The sequence below is a fragment of the Enterobacter cloacae complex sp. HYC042_NIDB genome (genome assembly GCF_056673315.1).
Genome location: NZ_CP109650.1, coordinates 4,400,146 through 4,414,468, shown reverse-complemented (window position 1 = coordinate 4,414,468; position 14,323 = coordinate 4,400,146). Strand labels below are relative to the sequence as shown.

Below are 14,323 nucleotides of genomic sequence, written 5' to 3'. Positions count from 1 at the left end.
AGGGAGGACACATGACGACTCAGGCGCTTCAGGACAACACTCTTTTTCAGACCGGCTATCTGGTCGATGGCATCTGGAAAACGCTGGACACAACGTTTGATGTGCTGAACCCCGCGACCGGTGAGGTCATCGCTAAAGTTGCGAAAGCGGGTAAAGCGCAAACCGAAGAAGCGATCGCAGCGGCCACCAAAGCCTTCCCGGCATGGCGTGCCAAAACCGCGAAAGAGCGTTCGGCGATTCTGTACCGCTGGTACGAACTGATTATTGAAAATAAAAGCTGGCTCGGGCGGTTAATGACCACCGAGCAGGGCAAGCCCCTGAAAGAGGCGGAAGGGGAAGTGGAGTATGCCGCCAGCTTTATCCAGTGGTTTGCCGAAGAGGCCAAGCGCGCGAACGGTGAGATTATTCCGCCAATCAAGCCCGGCTCGCGCATTCTGGCGACCCGTGAGCCCATCGGCGTTGTCGCGGCCATCACGCCGTGGAACTTCCCGATGGCGATGCTCACCCGCAAGCTAGGCCCGGCGCTGGCAGCCGGGTGTACCGGTGTCATCAAACCGGCCAATAACACGCCGCTCAGCGCCTTTGCGCTGCTGACGCTGGCAAAACAGGCGGGCGTGCCCGACGGTGTACTCAACGCGGTGGCCGGAAATACCCATGAAATCAGCGATGCGATCATGGCCAGCCACGATGTGCGTAAAATCTCCTTTACCGGTTCGACCTCCGTCGGCAAAACGCTGGTGCGCAACGCCGCAGAAACCATGAAAAAAGTCTCGATGGAGCTGGGGGGAAATGCTCCGTATATCGTCTTTGAGGATGCCGACATCGAGGCTGCGGTAAAAGGCGCGATCGCCAATAAATTCCGCAATGCCGGGCAGGTCTGCGTCAGCGTGAACCGCTTCTACATTCAGGAAACCGTCTACGACAAGTTTGTGAATAAGCTCGCAGATGCGGTTAATGCCCTTAAGGTGGGGAATGGCCTTGAGGACGGCGTCGTCGTCGGGCCGCTGATTGAATCCGCCGCGGTCGACAAGGTCCGTGAGCATGTTGAAGATGCTGTCACACGAGGGGCGACCGTGCTGGCGGGCGGCAAACCCCATCCGCTGGGCGGTAATTTCTGGATGCCAACCGTGCTGGGCGACTGTCACGAAGGCATGAAGCTGGCAGAAGAAGAGACGTTTGGTCCGGTTGCGGCGTGTTTCCGCTTCACCTCGGAAGATGAAGTCATCCAGCGTGCGAATAACACGCCTTACGGGCTGGCAGCTTACTTCTACACCCAGAACCTTTCCCGGGTTTTCCGCGTTTCACAGGCCATCGAGAGCGGGATGATTGGCATTAACGAGTGCGCCGTTTCCACCGAGCTGGGGCCTTTCGGCGGCGTAAAAGAGTCCGGTCTTGGACGTGAGGGATCCGTGCTGGGGCTGGAAGAGTATCTGGAAGTTAAAACCCTGCATATCGGGGGATTATAATAGACTGGGCGGCATCTGCCGCCCGCCTGGACTGGGTGGCTGGCAATGAAAACCTATACTTTTGATTTTGACGAAATCGACAGTCAGGAAGACTTTTATCGGGAATTTATCCGGGCGTTTGATCTTGAACGGGAAAGCGTGACCAATCTGGATACGCTGTGGGACGTGGTCACCGGCAGCATGCTGCCGCTACCGCTGGAGATTGAGTTTATCCATCTGCCCGATAAGCTGCGCAGACGTTTCGGCGCGCTGATATTACTCTTCGATGAAGCGGAGGAAGAGCTTGAAGGACAGCTTCGCTTTAACGCGCGGCATTAAATGAAAAAAGCCCCTGACCACGAGGCCAGGGGCAAGTCGTATGATGAGATACGACGAGGGTTTATTTATACAGTTCAGCCGTGGCGTGCCAGTGGTCACCCTGATTCAGTTCGGTGACACGATAGCTGCTGGCGCCTGCTTTTTCAGCTTTGGCGGCAAGTTCCTGACGAATGTCCATCGGGGAGCCGGTGACTGACGTCACGGAGACGCTGCCCATTGGCTGCAGATTTTGTGCCTGATCGGCATTCACTTGCTGTACGGCTGCGCTTGCGCCGAAAGAGAGAGCGGATGCCAGACCCAGGGTTGCGATGATCAATTTGGTTTTCATAGTCTTTACTCCTGAACAGGTTTTTTGCTCAACGGCGAGAAGGGTTGAACTGCTATTTTTATGCCTGGTGCCGTTGAGTGGAGAGTTATGTCTTCAGTGATTACTTAAACTTATTTGTACAGCTCGGCGGTGGCGTGCCAGTGGTCACCGGAACGCGCTTCGATAATGCGATAGGATGACGCACCTTTTTCTTCCGCTTTTTTGTTCAGCATCTCATGCATGTCCATTGGAGACGTGCCAACAGCGCCGACAGAAACCGTACCGATTGCCTCACGGGATTGCGCCTGGTCAGCATTAATAGCGTCAGCCGCGAAAGCACCGAAGGACAGGACAGACAGGACGCTCAGCGCCGCTACAGTAGTTTTGATTTTCATGATTCTTACCTCGTCGAATTTTTTAGTGGGGTCTTGTTTCGTGACCCTCATCACAAAATCAAGTATACACTAATAACGTAAAAAATTAATACCAGACTAATGGTTTCTCTTGTTATTACGTGTTAAACACGCTTTTTTTTATAACCAAATTGCATAATGTTGGGTGTTTTATGAGCAATTTGTGTTGGTGTTTATAAGAAAATCATAGGGATAATGCATTTTGATTTTTTGTGCGATTTGCGGGATTGTTATTCACTGGATGAATGTTAATGAGTGGTAAAAAGCACTAATCGTCAAAGCAAGGGCAGTGAAATAATGGGGGAAATGATGCGAGAGCAGAATGATCCCCGCAGCGGCGCTACGGGGGAGGGCGCATTACAGTTCCTGTTCGAACAGAACCAGAATCGCTTCGTGGAGATCCTTCACGGAGAAACCGCTAGCCGGGGTGGTAAAGATAGTGTCATCACCGGCAATGGTGCCGAGAATACCCTCTGTTTTACCTAACGAGTCCAGCATGCGGGCAATCAGCTGCGCGGCACCCGGGCTTGTGTGGATGACCACAACGGCGTCGTTATAGTCGATATCCAGAACCAAATTCTTGAGCGGGCTGGAGGTGGTCGGCACGCCAAGTTCAGCCGGCAGGCAATAGACCATCTCCATCTTGGCGTTGCGGGTACGCACCGCGCCAAACTTGGTTAACATGCGGGAGACTTTCGACTGGTTGATGTTATCGAAGCCTTGTTCCTGCAGCGCCTGAACAATTTCACCCTGAGAACTGAATTTCTCTTCTTTAAGTAGCGCCTTAAACGCTTTTACCAATTCTTCTTGCTTAGACGAGCTTCGCATAAGTCACCCGGAATATGACGAAAGAAACAACATTATTATGCATGTGGATGAATTTTTATGCAAATGATCTGCTCAACGGCAGGCTGAAATAATGTTATGAAAGGGAGTGATTTTATCAGATTTCGTTATCAGAAAACATGCCTGGGTCACGCCGCGCAAATAAGCTTAAAAGTAAATTAAATGTTATCAAAATGATGTTGTTTTGGTGGCGTGGCAGGGTGTATTGTAACCACCTCTTAATTCGTTGCCATCTGTCGTCAGATAGCTTTCTGGTGAGAGATAAAGTCGTGTGACCTCAAATTCTTTAGCTTCGAAAATTGTAATTAAAGACATGCTGATTTAAGGTCGCGGCAACGGATTTACAGATACTTAAGTTAACCATAATAAGGAGTTTAGGATGAAAGTCGCAGTCCTCGGCGCTGCTGGTGGTATCGGCCAGGCGCTTGCCCTACTACTGAAAACCCAACTGCCTTCAGGCTCAGAACTCTCCCTGTACGATATTGCTCCGGTAACCCCAGGCGTGGCGGTTGACCTGAGCCACATCCCGACCGCTGTAAAAATCAAAGGCTTCTCCGGTGAAGATGCGCGTCCTGCGCTGCAGGGTGCTGACGTGGTCCTGATTTCTGCAGGCGTGGCGCGTAAGCCAGGCATGGATCGTTCAGACCTGTTCAACGTCAACGCGGGCATCGTGAAAAACCTGGTGCAGCAGATCGCTGAAGTGTGCCCGAAAGCATGCATCGGTATCATCACTAACCCGGTGAACACCACCGTTGCTATCGCAGCCGAAGTGCTGAAGAAAGCGGGTGTGTACGACAAAAACAAACTGTTCGGCGTGACCACGCTGGATATCATCCGTTCCAACACCTTCGTTGCTGAGCTGAAAGGCAAACAGCCAACAGAAGTGGAAGTGCCGGTTATCGGCGGCCACTCTGGCGTGACTATTCTGCCTCTGCTGTCGCAGATCCCGGGCGTGAGCTTCACCGAGCAGGAAGTGGCTGACCTGACCAAACGAATCCAGAACGCGGGCACCGAAGTGGTGGAAGCGAAGGCGGGTGGCGGTTCTGCAACCCTGTCTATGGGCCAGGCGGCTGCACGTTTCGGTCTGTCACTGGTTCGCGCTCTGCAGGGCGAGAAAGGCGTTGTTGAATGTGCTTACGTTGAAGGCGACGGCGAACATGCCCGCTTCTTCTCTCAGCCGCTGCTGCTGGGCAAAAACGGTATTGAAGAGCGTAAGCCTATCGGTACGCTGAGCGCGTTTGAGCAAAACGCGATGGAAGGCATGCTGGACACGCTGAAGAAAGATATCACTCTGGGTGAAGAGTTCGTTAACAAGTAAAACGAAGTGTCTCCCGTAGGCCGGGTAAGCGTTAGCGCCACCCGGCAAAAAAACCGAAGCCAGTAAGTGCTTCGGTTTTTTTATGGGGCTAGTTTGTTGCCGGATATTCCTGAATCGTCACGTGCAGCGTCATTTTCTTATCGTTGCGCATGATTTCCACAGGGATGATCGAGCCAGGGCGAATTTCGGCCACCTGGTCCATCGTCTCCAGGGCCGAGACTGCCGGCGTGCCGTTGACCGACACGATGACATCATTAACCTGAATCCCCGCGTTAGCCGCCGGGCCACCCGGTGCCACCTCGTTGACGACGATGCCCTGAATCTGATCGATACCGCCGCCCTGAGTATGCATTGGCGCAATTTCGCGCCCGCCGATACCGATATAGCCGCGGATCACGCGTCCGTCGCGGATCAGCTTATCCATAATCTTGGTCGCCAGCTGGAACGGAATAGCAAAGCCGATCCCTTCCGGCGTCTCGCCGTCGTTGCTTTTATCGAACGAGAGGGTGTTGATGCCCATCAGTTCGCCCAGCGAGTTGACCAGCGCGCCGCCGGAGTTGCCGTGGTTGATTGACGCATCCGTCTGCAGGAAGTTCTGCCGTCCTGACGGGTTGAGGCCGATTCGACCGGTCGCGCTGATAATCCCCTGCGTGATGGTCTGGCCCAGGTTGTACGGGTTACCGATCGCCAGCACCACATCGCCGATGTGCGGCGTACGTTTACGGTTGATCGGAATGACCGGCAATCCGCCCGTGGCGTTAATCTTCAGCACGGCCAGATCGGTCAGGCTGTCTGAACCCACAAGCAACGCCTCAAACACGCGGCCATCCTGCAGGGCGACGATGATCTGGTCGGCATCGTTGATCACGTGTTTGTTCGTAATAATGTAGCCGCGCTCGTCCATAATCACCCCGGAGCCAAGGGTGCGGATCTCAAGCTGGTTATGTGCCGAACTGTTGAGGCCGCGGTTATAAACGTTAACCACGGCAGGGGCGGCACGGCGAACGGCCTGGTTATAGGTCGCCGGCGTTTCATCCGTGCTGTCGAACTGGGGGGCAGACAGCTTATTAAACTGACGCAAAGACGGCATCGCCAGCAGCAGCAGGCCAGCGACAATCAAACCGATGACTATGGAACGTAAGAGCTTTAAAAGCATGATGCGCGTGTCGTGAAAAAAGGAACGATTTGCAGCATAACATGAGTTATCCGGACATCACACGCAGCGGTGATGTCCGGGATCGCAAATGCTTAGCGCAACAGAATGTAGATAGAATCATTGCCACGCATGACCTGCAGGGCAATGACCGCCGGTTTGCTCTCCAGCACCTTGCGTAGTTCGGCAATGGACTGCACGCGATTGCGGTTCACGCCAATGATGACATCATCCTGATGCAATCCGGCCTGCGCGGCAGGGCTGCTCTTCTCGACGGTGTCCAGGCGAATGCCTTTCGTACCGTCTTTCAGCTGCCCATCGCTTAACGTTGCTCCCTGCAGCGCCGGGGCGATAAGCTCCGCGCTGGCAGAGGACGAGGTGCTTTTATCCAGCGTCACTTCGACATTCAGCGGCTTACCGTCACGGATCAGGCCCAGCTTCACTTTGGCCCCCGGTTCGGTAGTGGCAATACGCGAACGCAGTTCAGCAAAGCTGCTAAGCGGCTTGTCGTTAAGGCTGACGATCACATCGCCCGATTTGATGCCTGCTTTTGCCGAGCCGGAGTTTGGCAGCACTTCACTGACAAACGCACCGCGCTGCACGTTGATATTGAACGCTTTCGCGATATCCGCGCTCATCTCCATGCCTTTAATACCCAGCAGTCCACGTTTGACTTCGCCGAACTGGATTAGCTGCTGCGCCAGCGTTTTAGCCATATTGCTCGGGATCGCAAAGCCAATCCCAATGCTGCCGCCGCCCGGAGCCAGAATTGCCGTGTTAATGCCAATCAGCTCGCCGTTAAGGTTGAGTAATGCCCCGCCGGAGTTGCCCCGGTTGATTGAGGCATCGGTCTGGATGAAGTTTTCCAGACCTTCCAGATTCAGGCCACTGCGTCCCAGCGCCGAGACTATGCCGGAGGTGGCGGTTTGACCTAAACCAAAGGGATTGCCCACGGCGACGGCAAAATCACCGACGCGCAGCTTGTCGGAATCCGCAATGGCAATCTGGGTCAGGTTGCTCGGGTTCTGCACCTGCAATAGCGCGATGTCGCTCTGATCATCGCCGCCAATCAGTTTGGCATCAAATTCACGACCATCGTTCAGCTGGACGCTGATTTTATCGGCCTGGCTGATGACATGATTGTTGGTCAGGATATAGCCTTTAGCCGCATCAATGATGACGCCAGAGCCCAGGCCTTCAAAAGGCTGAGCCTGCTGGTTGGGGGACTCATCGCCAAAATATTTTTTCAGTTCTTCCGGTACGCGCTGGCTTTGAACCGCCGTGCCTTCTACCTGAACGCTCACGACCGCGGGCAACACTTTTTCCAGCATCGGCGCGAGGCTGGGAGTGGCTGCCTGTCCCGGCACCTGCGAAGGCAGCGCCGCACCGGCAGGGAAGGACGCCGAGAGAGATAACCCGACACTTAACGCTATAGCGCTCAACAGCTGGTTTTTTTTCTTCATTGATGCTGACTCTCGTATCCTGGAATGAAAGAAGAACGGCCCAAAATCATGATGATGTTATTGAATTTTATACCGCTGAACAATGAGGTGTTTGACTAAATAATAGCTGGGGACGGGAAGAAAGGACGGGCGCAAGAGATGCGCCCGTAAAATATATTTATGTTGTGCGATTAATCGCGTTTTGCGCCACCGCGCAGCAGGCCGGACGCGCCGTCAGAGTAGTCGCGTGGCATCTGAACCGGAGCCTGATCGTTACCCGCTTCTGAGTCGGCCAGACGGTTGCGGAACGGGTTAGTCTCCGCGGTCATTTCCGGCAGCAGGCTGCTGGAGCTTTTCGCCATATGCTGATACAGCTGACGGTAGTCGGTCGCCATGTTGTCCAGCAGCTCGGCGCTACGGGCAAAGTGGCTGACCAGCTCTTCACGATACTCTTCCAGCTCTGCTTTATTCTTTTCCAGTTCGTACTGCAGTGACTGCTGCTGACGCAATTTGCGGTTGCCGAAACGCATGGCCACAGCACCGATCACGATGCCGACGACTAAACCGATTAGCGCATATTCCCAGGTCATGAACTTCTCCCGTTGTCTTGTTGTTCCGTAGGGTGTTGGCTCGGCTCCTGCCTGTGCCTGATAATGCCACTATAACCGCTATTTCCGCAGAAGTGGAATCCTGACGTATCATCGCGTAGTGTAGAACGGCCTTTTTTTCATCAGTCACGCCTGCTGATGAGCATTAATTGAAGGAATAACAATAAGATTATGCAAATCCTGTCCCCTGCATCGCGATATCAACTGGCCCTGAATGAGGGTACTCATCAGCCTGATGACGTTCAACGTGAGGCGGTAAACCGTCTGGAGATGATTTATCAGGCGCTCACGGCAAAACCTGCTGAAGTAGAACAGAGTGGTGGGCTCAAAGCGGCGTTTGGCCGACTGCTCGGCAAAAAAGCGCCGCAGGCTCAGGCTCCGGTGCGCGGTTTATATATGTGGGGCGGCGTCGGTCGCGGAAAAACCTGGCTGATGGATCTGTTTTATCTCAGCCTGCCGGGGGAGCGTAAACAGCGCCTCCACTTCCATCGCTTTATGCTGCGGGTGCATGAAGAGCTTACAGCGCTGCAGGGCAAAAGCGATCCGCTGGAGATTGTGGCTGACAGGTTCAAGGCGGAAACGGACGTGCTCTGCTTCGATGAGTTTTTTGTTTCTGACATTACCGACGCCATGCTGTTAGGCGGGCTGATGAAAGCGCTGTTTGCCCGCGGGATCACGCTCGTTGCCACGTCGAATATCCCGCCGGATGAACTCTATCGCAACGGCCTGCAGCGGGCGCGTTTCCTGCCGGCTATTGATGCTATCAAACAGCATTGCGACATCATGAATGTCGATGCCGGTGTCGATTATCGTCTGCGCACGTTAACGCAGGCGCACCTGTGGCTTTCGCCGTTAAACGCCGATACCGCTCGCGAGATGGATAAACTCTGGCTGGCGCTGGCGGGCGCAAAACGCGAAAACGCACCGACGCTAGAGATTAACCATCGCCCGTTACCTACCCTTGGCGTAGAAAACCAGACGCTGGCGGTCTCTTTTGCGACGCTCTGCGTGGATGCCCGCAGCCAGCATGACTATATTGCGCTTTCGCGCCTGTTCCACACCGTGATGATGCTGGATGTGCCGGTGATGACGCGGCTGATGGAGAGCGAAGCGCGGCGCTTCATTGCGCTGGTGGACGAGTTTTACGAGCGCCACGTCAAGCTTGTCGTCAGCGCCGAGGTGCCTTTATATGAGATCTACCAGGGCGAGCGGCTGAAGTTTGAGTTCCAGCGCTGCCTCTCGCGCCTGCAAGAGATGCAGAGCGAAGAGTATCTCAAGCGTGAGCATATGCCCTAATAAATGCTCCCCTCTCCCACTGGGAGAGGGGCTGGGAGTGAGGGCACCAGACCGCACAAACGCGCCCCCCGAAAAACCCATTCCAAATCACATTTAAGGGTCGATCTTTGACCTCAACTTCTCTATAATCTTGCGACCCCACGTTACGAGAAGGTTTTTTTCCCGAAACTTTCTATGTGTCGGCATGTGCTATTCGAAGGGGTAGGTTTGCCGGACTTTGTCGTGTGAACCTCAACTGACTAAACGTTTGGGTGTTCACCAACGTGTAACTTATTATTTGGGTAAGCTTTTAATGAAAACTTTTACAGCTAAACCAGAAACCGTACAGCGCGACTGGTATGTTGTTGACGCGACCGGTAAAACTCTGGGCCGTCTGGCTACTGAACTGGCTCGTCGCCTGCGCGGTAAGCATAAAGCGGAATACACTCCGCACGTTGATACCGGTGATTACATCATCGTTCTGAACGCTGACAAAGTTGCTGTTACCGGCAACAAGCGTACTGACAAAGTGTACTACCACCACACCGGCCACATCGGTGGTATCAAAGAAGCGACCTTTGAAGAGATGATTGCCCGCCGTCCTGAGCGTGTGATTGAAATCGCGGTTAAAGGCATGCTGCCAAAAGGCCCGCTGGGTCGTGCTATGTTCCGTAAACTGAAAGTTTACGCAGGCAACGAGCACAACCACGCGGCACAGCAACCGCAAGTTCTTGACATCTAATCGGGATTATAGGCAATGGCTGAAAATCAATACTACGGCACTGGTCGCCGCAAAAGTTCCGCAGCTCGCGTTTTCATCAAACCGGGCAGTGGTAAAATCGTAATCAACCAGCGTTCTCTGGAACAGTACTTCGGTCGCGAAACTGCCCGCATGGTAGTTCGCCAGCCGCTGGAACTGGTTGATATGGTAGAAAAACTGGATCTGTACATCACCGTTAAAGGTGGTGGTATCTCCGGTCAGGCAGGTGCGATCCGTCACGGTATCACCCGCGCTCTGATGGAGTACGACGAATCCCTGCGTTCTGAACTGCGTAAAGCTGGCTTCGTTACTCGTGACGCTCGTCAGGTTGAACGTAAGAAAGTGGGTCTGCGTAAAGCACGTCGTCGTCCACAGTTCTCCAAACGTTAATCCATTCTGCTTACGCAGAACGATTGGCGAAAAACCCGCTTCGGCGGGTTTTTTTATGGATAATGCGCAGGTTATCCACAGTAACATTTCATATATCTTCTCTTTTTCCACATTTCCGGCATCCCCTCACCACAAAGCCATCAAAATCTGGTAAACTATCATCCAATTTTCTGCCCAAATATCGGTGAATACTCGATTTTTGTTCGATTCTTGAACAATGTGTCTTCTCTGGGATGGGCGATACTTCATCTGGCTGGCCCCGTTGGGCTGGTAGCAGTAAAAATTCTGAATATACCTGGAGGTTTTCATGGCTGTCGCTGCCAACAAACGTTCGGTAATGACGCTGTTTTCTGGTCCTACTGACATTTATAGCCATCAGGTTCGTATCGTGCTGGCCGAGAAGGGTGTCAGTTTTGAGATCGAGCATGTGGAAAAGGATAACCCGCCTCAGGATCTGATCGATCTCAACCCGAGCCAAAGCGTACCGACGCTGGTGGATCGCGAGCTGACCCTGTGGGAATCCCGTATCATTATGGAATATCTGGATGAGCGTTTCCCGCATCCGCCGCTGATGCCTGTTTACCCTGTTGCACGTGGTGAAAGCCGCCTGTACATGCAGCGTATCGAAAAAGACTGGTACTCGCTGATGAACGTCATTACCAGCGGCTCCGCTTCTGAAGCCGACGCTGCGCGTAAGCAACTGCGTGAAGAGCTGCTGGCAATTGCCCCTGTGTTTGGTCAGAAACCGTTCTTCCTGAGCGACGAGTTCAGCCTGGTGGATTGCTATCTGGCCCCGCTGCTGTGGCGTCTGCCAATTCTGGGCGTTGAGTTCAGCGGCCCTGGCGCAAAAGAGCTGAAAGGCTATATGACTCGCGTATTTGAGCGCGACTCTTTCCTGGCATCTTTAACTGAACCGGAACGTGAAATGCGTCTCGGCCGAGGCTAATGACTGTGGAAATGTCACAACTTACCCCACGCCGTCCGTATCTGCTGCGCGCCTTCTATGAATGGCTGCTGGATAACCAGCTCACGCCGCACCTGGTTGTGGATGTGACGTTGCCGGGCGTGCAGGTTCCAATGGAATACGCACGCGACGGACAGATTGTACTGAATATCGCGCCACGTGCAGTGGGTAACCTGGAGCTGGCAAACGACGAAGTGCGCTTTAATGCGCGTTTCGGCGGCGTGCCGCGTCAGGTTTCCGTTCCGCTGGCTGCGGTTCTGGCTATCTACGCCCGTGAAAACGGTGCAGGCACCATGTTCGAGCCGGAAGCGGCGTATGATGAAGAGGTTGCCAGCCTGAATGACGATGAGGCATCCGATGAACGCGAAAGCGACCCGGTAATGTCTGTGATTGATGGCGACAAGCCCGATCGTCAGGACGACGACGAGGGTCCCGATGATGAACCGCCACCGCGCGGTGGTCGTCCCGCACTGCGCGTTGTGAAATAAACAAACAGGCCTGACGGGCCTGTTTTGCTTTCTGCCTATAGCGGTTAGCTGTTACGTTCCCGCCACTCTTTTATCATTTCAGCGGTGACTTCATTCTGGTAACAAATTGGGGAATAGCCACCAGCCTTACTCCATGCACTGCGACGCCCGCATGAACTGCCATTTCGGGCCTGATTAAAAGGGCAAGCACATACGCCGGGATAATCAGCGATAGACTCCGCAATAATTTCGTTTTTAACCTGAGAATCGGAGAGCGCGTTGGCTTTGGCGACAGCATTACCGACGCTGAAAAACAAAATGGCAAAGAGTAGCCCGGTGACGATTTTATCGAATTTCATATCTTCATTTCCGTATGTAGTAGCAATATATCAGCGGCAAAGAGGTGCCGTCCCAGGATCAGACAAGTTATTTAGATGACACTAGTTGTCGTTTCATATTTGAGAATGCAATGATATTAGCTGTGAATGTTAATTCAGATATCTATGCTGTTAGTGAATGTTATTATCGAAATGTCCGGACATAAATGTCACATTTTCGATTGTGTTTGCCCCTAAGAATCACTCCGGTTAAAGACATAATAAAAAGCCCCGAAGGGCTTTTAAATAGCGCATATTTAGGCTTTAATCCCTTGGTGTATTACAAGGAACATCTAATTGCCCTAGGGGTATACACGGAACAAAGGCGGTTGATCTAAGTCCTTAAGATGGCGCTCGCGGGCGACATGAACCGCATAACCCTTTTCCAAAGCCCAATCAGCAGCCTTTTCCTGCGTTTTCTCTGTATGTATCTCTTTGCCGTCAACAATCACCACATGATGGATAACGTCTTCATCCTCACTCGTTGATTTAGGGCGATATTCTACATAGGCATGTTTTTTGACCATTATTTCAAATCCCTTTTGTTTACGGCGCAAATATTACGCCGCTCTTCTATTACTGCGTTATATGAACTTCTGCTTCAACACTTAACCATTTATTTGTTGTGGATATACGATTGCGTTCACGATTTAAAGAAAGTTACGGACCGTTGATAAAGGTTCGTCATGTCATGGTTCGTAATAAATCTCAGGCAGAAGGAATAAGCCTGGAATTGAAGGGGGGAAAGAAGGGGGGGCGAACATGCGGTGATGATAAACCGCATGTTCAACCGGTATTACACTTCCAGGAAGTTCATGATCCCGTCAGCCGCTTTACGCCCTTCGGCAATCGCGGTAACCACCAGGTCTGAACCGCGAACGATATCGCCACCGGCGAAGATTTTCGGGTTGCTGGTCTGGAAGGCGTTGTCGCTGCCTTCCGGCGCAATCACGCGGCCCTGTGAGTCCAGCTCTACGCTGTGCTTCGCCAGCCACTCCATGCTGTGAGGGCGGAAACCAAACGCCATCACCACGGCGTCGGCCGGGATCACGTGCTCAGAGCCAGCCACGATCTCCGCGCGACGACGGCCTTTCGCATCCGGCGCACCCATCTCCGTGCGCGCCATCTTCACGCCGCTCACCTTACCGTTGGCGTTCACTTCAATGCCCAGAGGCTGGATGTTGAACTGGAACTCTACGCCCTCTTCACGCGCGTTTTTCACTTCGCGCTTAGAGCCCGGCATGTTCTCTTCGTCACGACGGTAAGCACAGATGACGTGCGCCGCGTTCTGACGAATGGACGTACGCACGCAGTCCATCGCGGTATCACCGCCGCCCAGCACGACAACGCGTTTACCTTCCATGCTGACAAACGGCTCGTCGGCAGTTTCGCCGTAGCCCATCAGCTGTTTGGTGTTAGCAATCAGGAACGGCAGCGCGTCGTACACGCCTGGCGCATCTTCGTTCTCCAGACCACCGCGCATGGACTGATAGGTACCCACGCCCAGGAACACGGCGTCGTAATCCTTCAGCAGATCGTCGAGCTGCACGTCGCGGCCCACTTCGGTGTTGAGTTTGAACTCAATGCCCATGCCGGTGAAGATTTCACGGCGGCGGGTCATCACCTCTTTTTCCAGCTTGAAGGCCGGGATACCGAAGGTCAGCAGACCGCCGATTTCCGGGTGACGGTCAAAAACCACCGCCTTCACGCCGTTGCGTGTCAGCACGTCCGCACAGGCCAGGCCTGCCGGACCCGCGCCGACGATCGCCACGCGCTTGTCGGTTTGACGCACGCCGGTCATATCCGGACGCCAGCCCATCTCGAACGCTTTATCGTTGATATAGCGTTCAATGTTGCCGATGGTCACCGCGCCAAACTCGTCGTTCAGCGTACAGGAGCCTTCGCACAGGCGATCCTGAGGACACACGCGGCCGCACACTTCCGGCAGGGTGTTGGTCTGGTGAGACAGCTCGGCGGCTTCAAAAATACGCCCTTCGTTGGCCAGCTTCAGCCAGTTCGGAATGTAGTTATGGACCGGACATTTCCATTCGCAGTAAGGGTTACCGCAGGACAGGCAGCGGTCTGCCTGTGCTTTGGCCTGGCCTTCTGAAAACGGCTCATAGATTTCAACAAATTCAATTTTACGGATCTTCAGCGGTTTCTTTGGCGGATCAACACGCTGCAGGTCGATAAACTGGTAAACGTTCTGGCTCATCTGA

At 53.5% G+C, this 14,323-nt stretch carries 17 protein-coding genes; 8 read left to right on the top strand and 9 right to left on the bottom strand.

What is annotated here, in order from left to right:
- Positions 1 to 11 precede the first annotated feature (11 nt).
- Positions 12 to 1,466, top strand: coding sequence for an NAD-dependent succinate-semialdehyde dehydrogenase (locus OKF39_RS21100; RefSeq protein ID WP_028014597.1), 1,455 nt, complete (start codon positions 12 to 14; stop codon positions 1,464 to 1,466).
- A 45-nt stretch (positions 1,467 to 1,511) separates the two neighbouring features.
- The gene (locus tag OKF39_RS21095) at positions 1,512 to 1,784 is read left to right on the top strand and encodes a barstar family protein (protein WP_028014596.1); all 273 of its coding nucleotides are present in this window, start codon (positions 1,512 to 1,514) and stop codon (positions 1,782 to 1,784) included.
- Positions 1,785 to 1,845: 61 nt separating this feature from the next.
- On the opposite strand, the gene yhcN (OKF39_RS21090) is transcribed toward OKF39_RS21095, so the two are convergent.
- The 3 genes from yhcN (OKF39_RS21090) to argR form a co-directional block, all read right to left on the bottom strand.
- The gene (yhcN, locus tag OKF39_RS21090) at positions 1,846 to 2,112 is read right to left on the bottom strand and encodes a peroxide/acid stress response protein YhcN (RefSeq protein ID WP_028014595.1); all 267 of its coding nucleotides are present in this window, start codon (positions 2,110 to 2,112) and stop codon (positions 1,846 to 1,848) included.
- Positions 2,113 to 2,222: 110 nt separating this feature from the next.
- Entirely contained in the window at positions 2,223 to 2,486 is a 264-nt protein-coding gene (yhcN, locus tag OKF39_RS21085) for a peroxide/acid stress response protein YhcN (RefSeq protein ID WP_014885423.1), read from the bottom strand.
- A 375-nt stretch (positions 2,487 to 2,861) separates the two neighbouring features.
- On the bottom strand, positions 2,862 to 3,332 hold the full coding sequence (gene argR, locus OKF39_RS21080) for a transcriptional regulator ArgR (RefSeq protein WP_008502836.1): 471 nt from the start codon (positions 3,330 to 3,332) through the stop codon (positions 2,862 to 2,864).
- 397 nt (positions 3,333 to 3,729) lie between these two features.
- Here argR and mdh point away from each other — a divergent pair, with 397 nt between their 5' ends.
- Complete coding sequence (gene mdh, locus OKF39_RS21075) at positions 3,730 to 4,668, top strand: malate dehydrogenase (protein ID WP_028014594.1); 939 nt, start codon at positions 3,730 to 3,732, stop codon at positions 4,666 to 4,668.
- A gap of 88 nt (positions 4,669 to 4,756) precedes the next feature.
- On the opposite strand, the gene degS is transcribed toward mdh, so the two are convergent.
- From degS to zapG, 3 genes are all read right to left on the bottom strand, one after another.
- Entirely contained in the window at positions 4,757 to 5,824 is a 1,068-nt protein-coding gene (degS, locus tag OKF39_RS21070; protein WP_028014593.1) for an outer membrane-stress sensor serine endopeptidase DegS, read from the bottom strand.
- Positions 5,825 to 5,916: 92 nt separating this feature from the next.
- The gene (gene degQ, locus OKF39_RS21065; protein ID WP_479983331.1) at positions 5,917 to 7,284 is read right to left on the bottom strand and encodes a serine endoprotease DegQ; all 1,368 of its coding nucleotides are present in this window, start codon (positions 7,282 to 7,284) and stop codon (positions 5,917 to 5,919) included.
- A gap of 170 nt (positions 7,285 to 7,454) precedes the next feature.
- A complete protein-coding gene (gene zapG, locus OKF39_RS21060) occupies positions 7,455 to 7,853 on the bottom strand; it encodes a Z-ring associated protein ZapG (RefSeq protein ID WP_010436126.1) in 399 nt (132 codons plus the stop codon).
- A gap of 189 nt (positions 7,854 to 8,042) precedes the next feature.
- On the opposite strand from zapG, the gene zapE reads away from it, so the two are divergent.
- The 5 genes from zapE (at position 8,043) to sspB (ending at position 11,748) form a co-directional block, all read left to right on the top strand.
- Positions 8,043 to 9,167, top strand: coding sequence for a cell division protein ZapE (zapE, locus tag OKF39_RS21055; protein WP_041907841.1), 1,125 nt, complete (start codon positions 8,043 to 8,045; stop codon positions 9,165 to 9,167).
- Positions 9,168 to 9,459: 292 nt separating this feature from the next.
- Positions 9,460 to 9,888 (top strand): 50S ribosomal protein L13, encoded by a 429-nt coding sequence (gene rplM / locus OKF39_RS21050; protein WP_006178824.1) that lies wholly within the window; start codon positions 9,460 to 9,462, stop codon positions 9,886 to 9,888.
- A gap of 15 nt (positions 9,889 to 9,903) precedes the next feature.
- A complete protein-coding gene (rpsI, locus tag OKF39_RS21045; RefSeq protein ID WP_003860436.1) occupies positions 9,904 to 10,296 on the top strand; it encodes a 30S ribosomal protein S9 in 393 nt (130 codons plus the stop codon).
- Between the two features lie 307 nt (positions 10,297 to 10,603).
- Positions 10,604 to 11,242 carry a stringent starvation protein SspA gene (sspA, locus tag OKF39_RS21040; RefSeq protein WP_028014589.1) on the top strand — a complete coding sequence of 213 codons (639 nt, stop codon included), beginning with the start codon at positions 10,604 to 10,606 and terminating at the stop codon, positions 11,240 to 11,242.
- A gap of 5 nt (positions 11,243 to 11,247) precedes the next feature.
- Complete coding sequence (gene sspB, locus OKF39_RS21035; protein ID WP_028014588.1) at positions 11,248 to 11,748, top strand: ClpXP protease specificity-enhancing factor; 501 nt, start codon at positions 11,248 to 11,250, stop codon at positions 11,746 to 11,748.
- 44 nt (positions 11,749 to 11,792) lie between these two features.
- Here sspB and OKF39_RS21030 read toward each other — a convergent pair whose 3' ends face one another.
- The 3 genes from OKF39_RS21030 to gltD all read right to left on the bottom strand — a co-directional run bounded on the left by OKF39_RS21030 (position 11,793) and on the right by gltD (position 14,319).
- On the bottom strand, positions 11,793 to 12,086 hold the full coding sequence (locus tag OKF39_RS21030; RefSeq protein WP_032644923.1) for a hypothetical protein: 294 nt from the start codon (positions 12,084 to 12,086) through the stop codon (positions 11,793 to 11,795).
- Positions 12,087 to 12,406: 320 nt separating this feature from the next.
- The gene (locus tag OKF39_RS21025; RefSeq protein WP_226837577.1) at positions 12,407 to 12,661 is read right to left on the bottom strand and encodes a hypothetical protein; all 255 of its coding nucleotides are present in this window, start codon (positions 12,659 to 12,661) and stop codon (positions 12,407 to 12,409) included.
- A 239-nt stretch (positions 12,662 to 12,900) separates the two neighbouring features.
- Entirely contained in the window at positions 12,901 to 14,319 is a 1,419-nt protein-coding gene (gene gltD, locus OKF39_RS21020) for a glutamate synthase subunit GltD (protein ID WP_063451012.1), read from the bottom strand.
- Between the last annotated feature and the right edge of the window lie 4 nt (positions 14,320 to 14,323).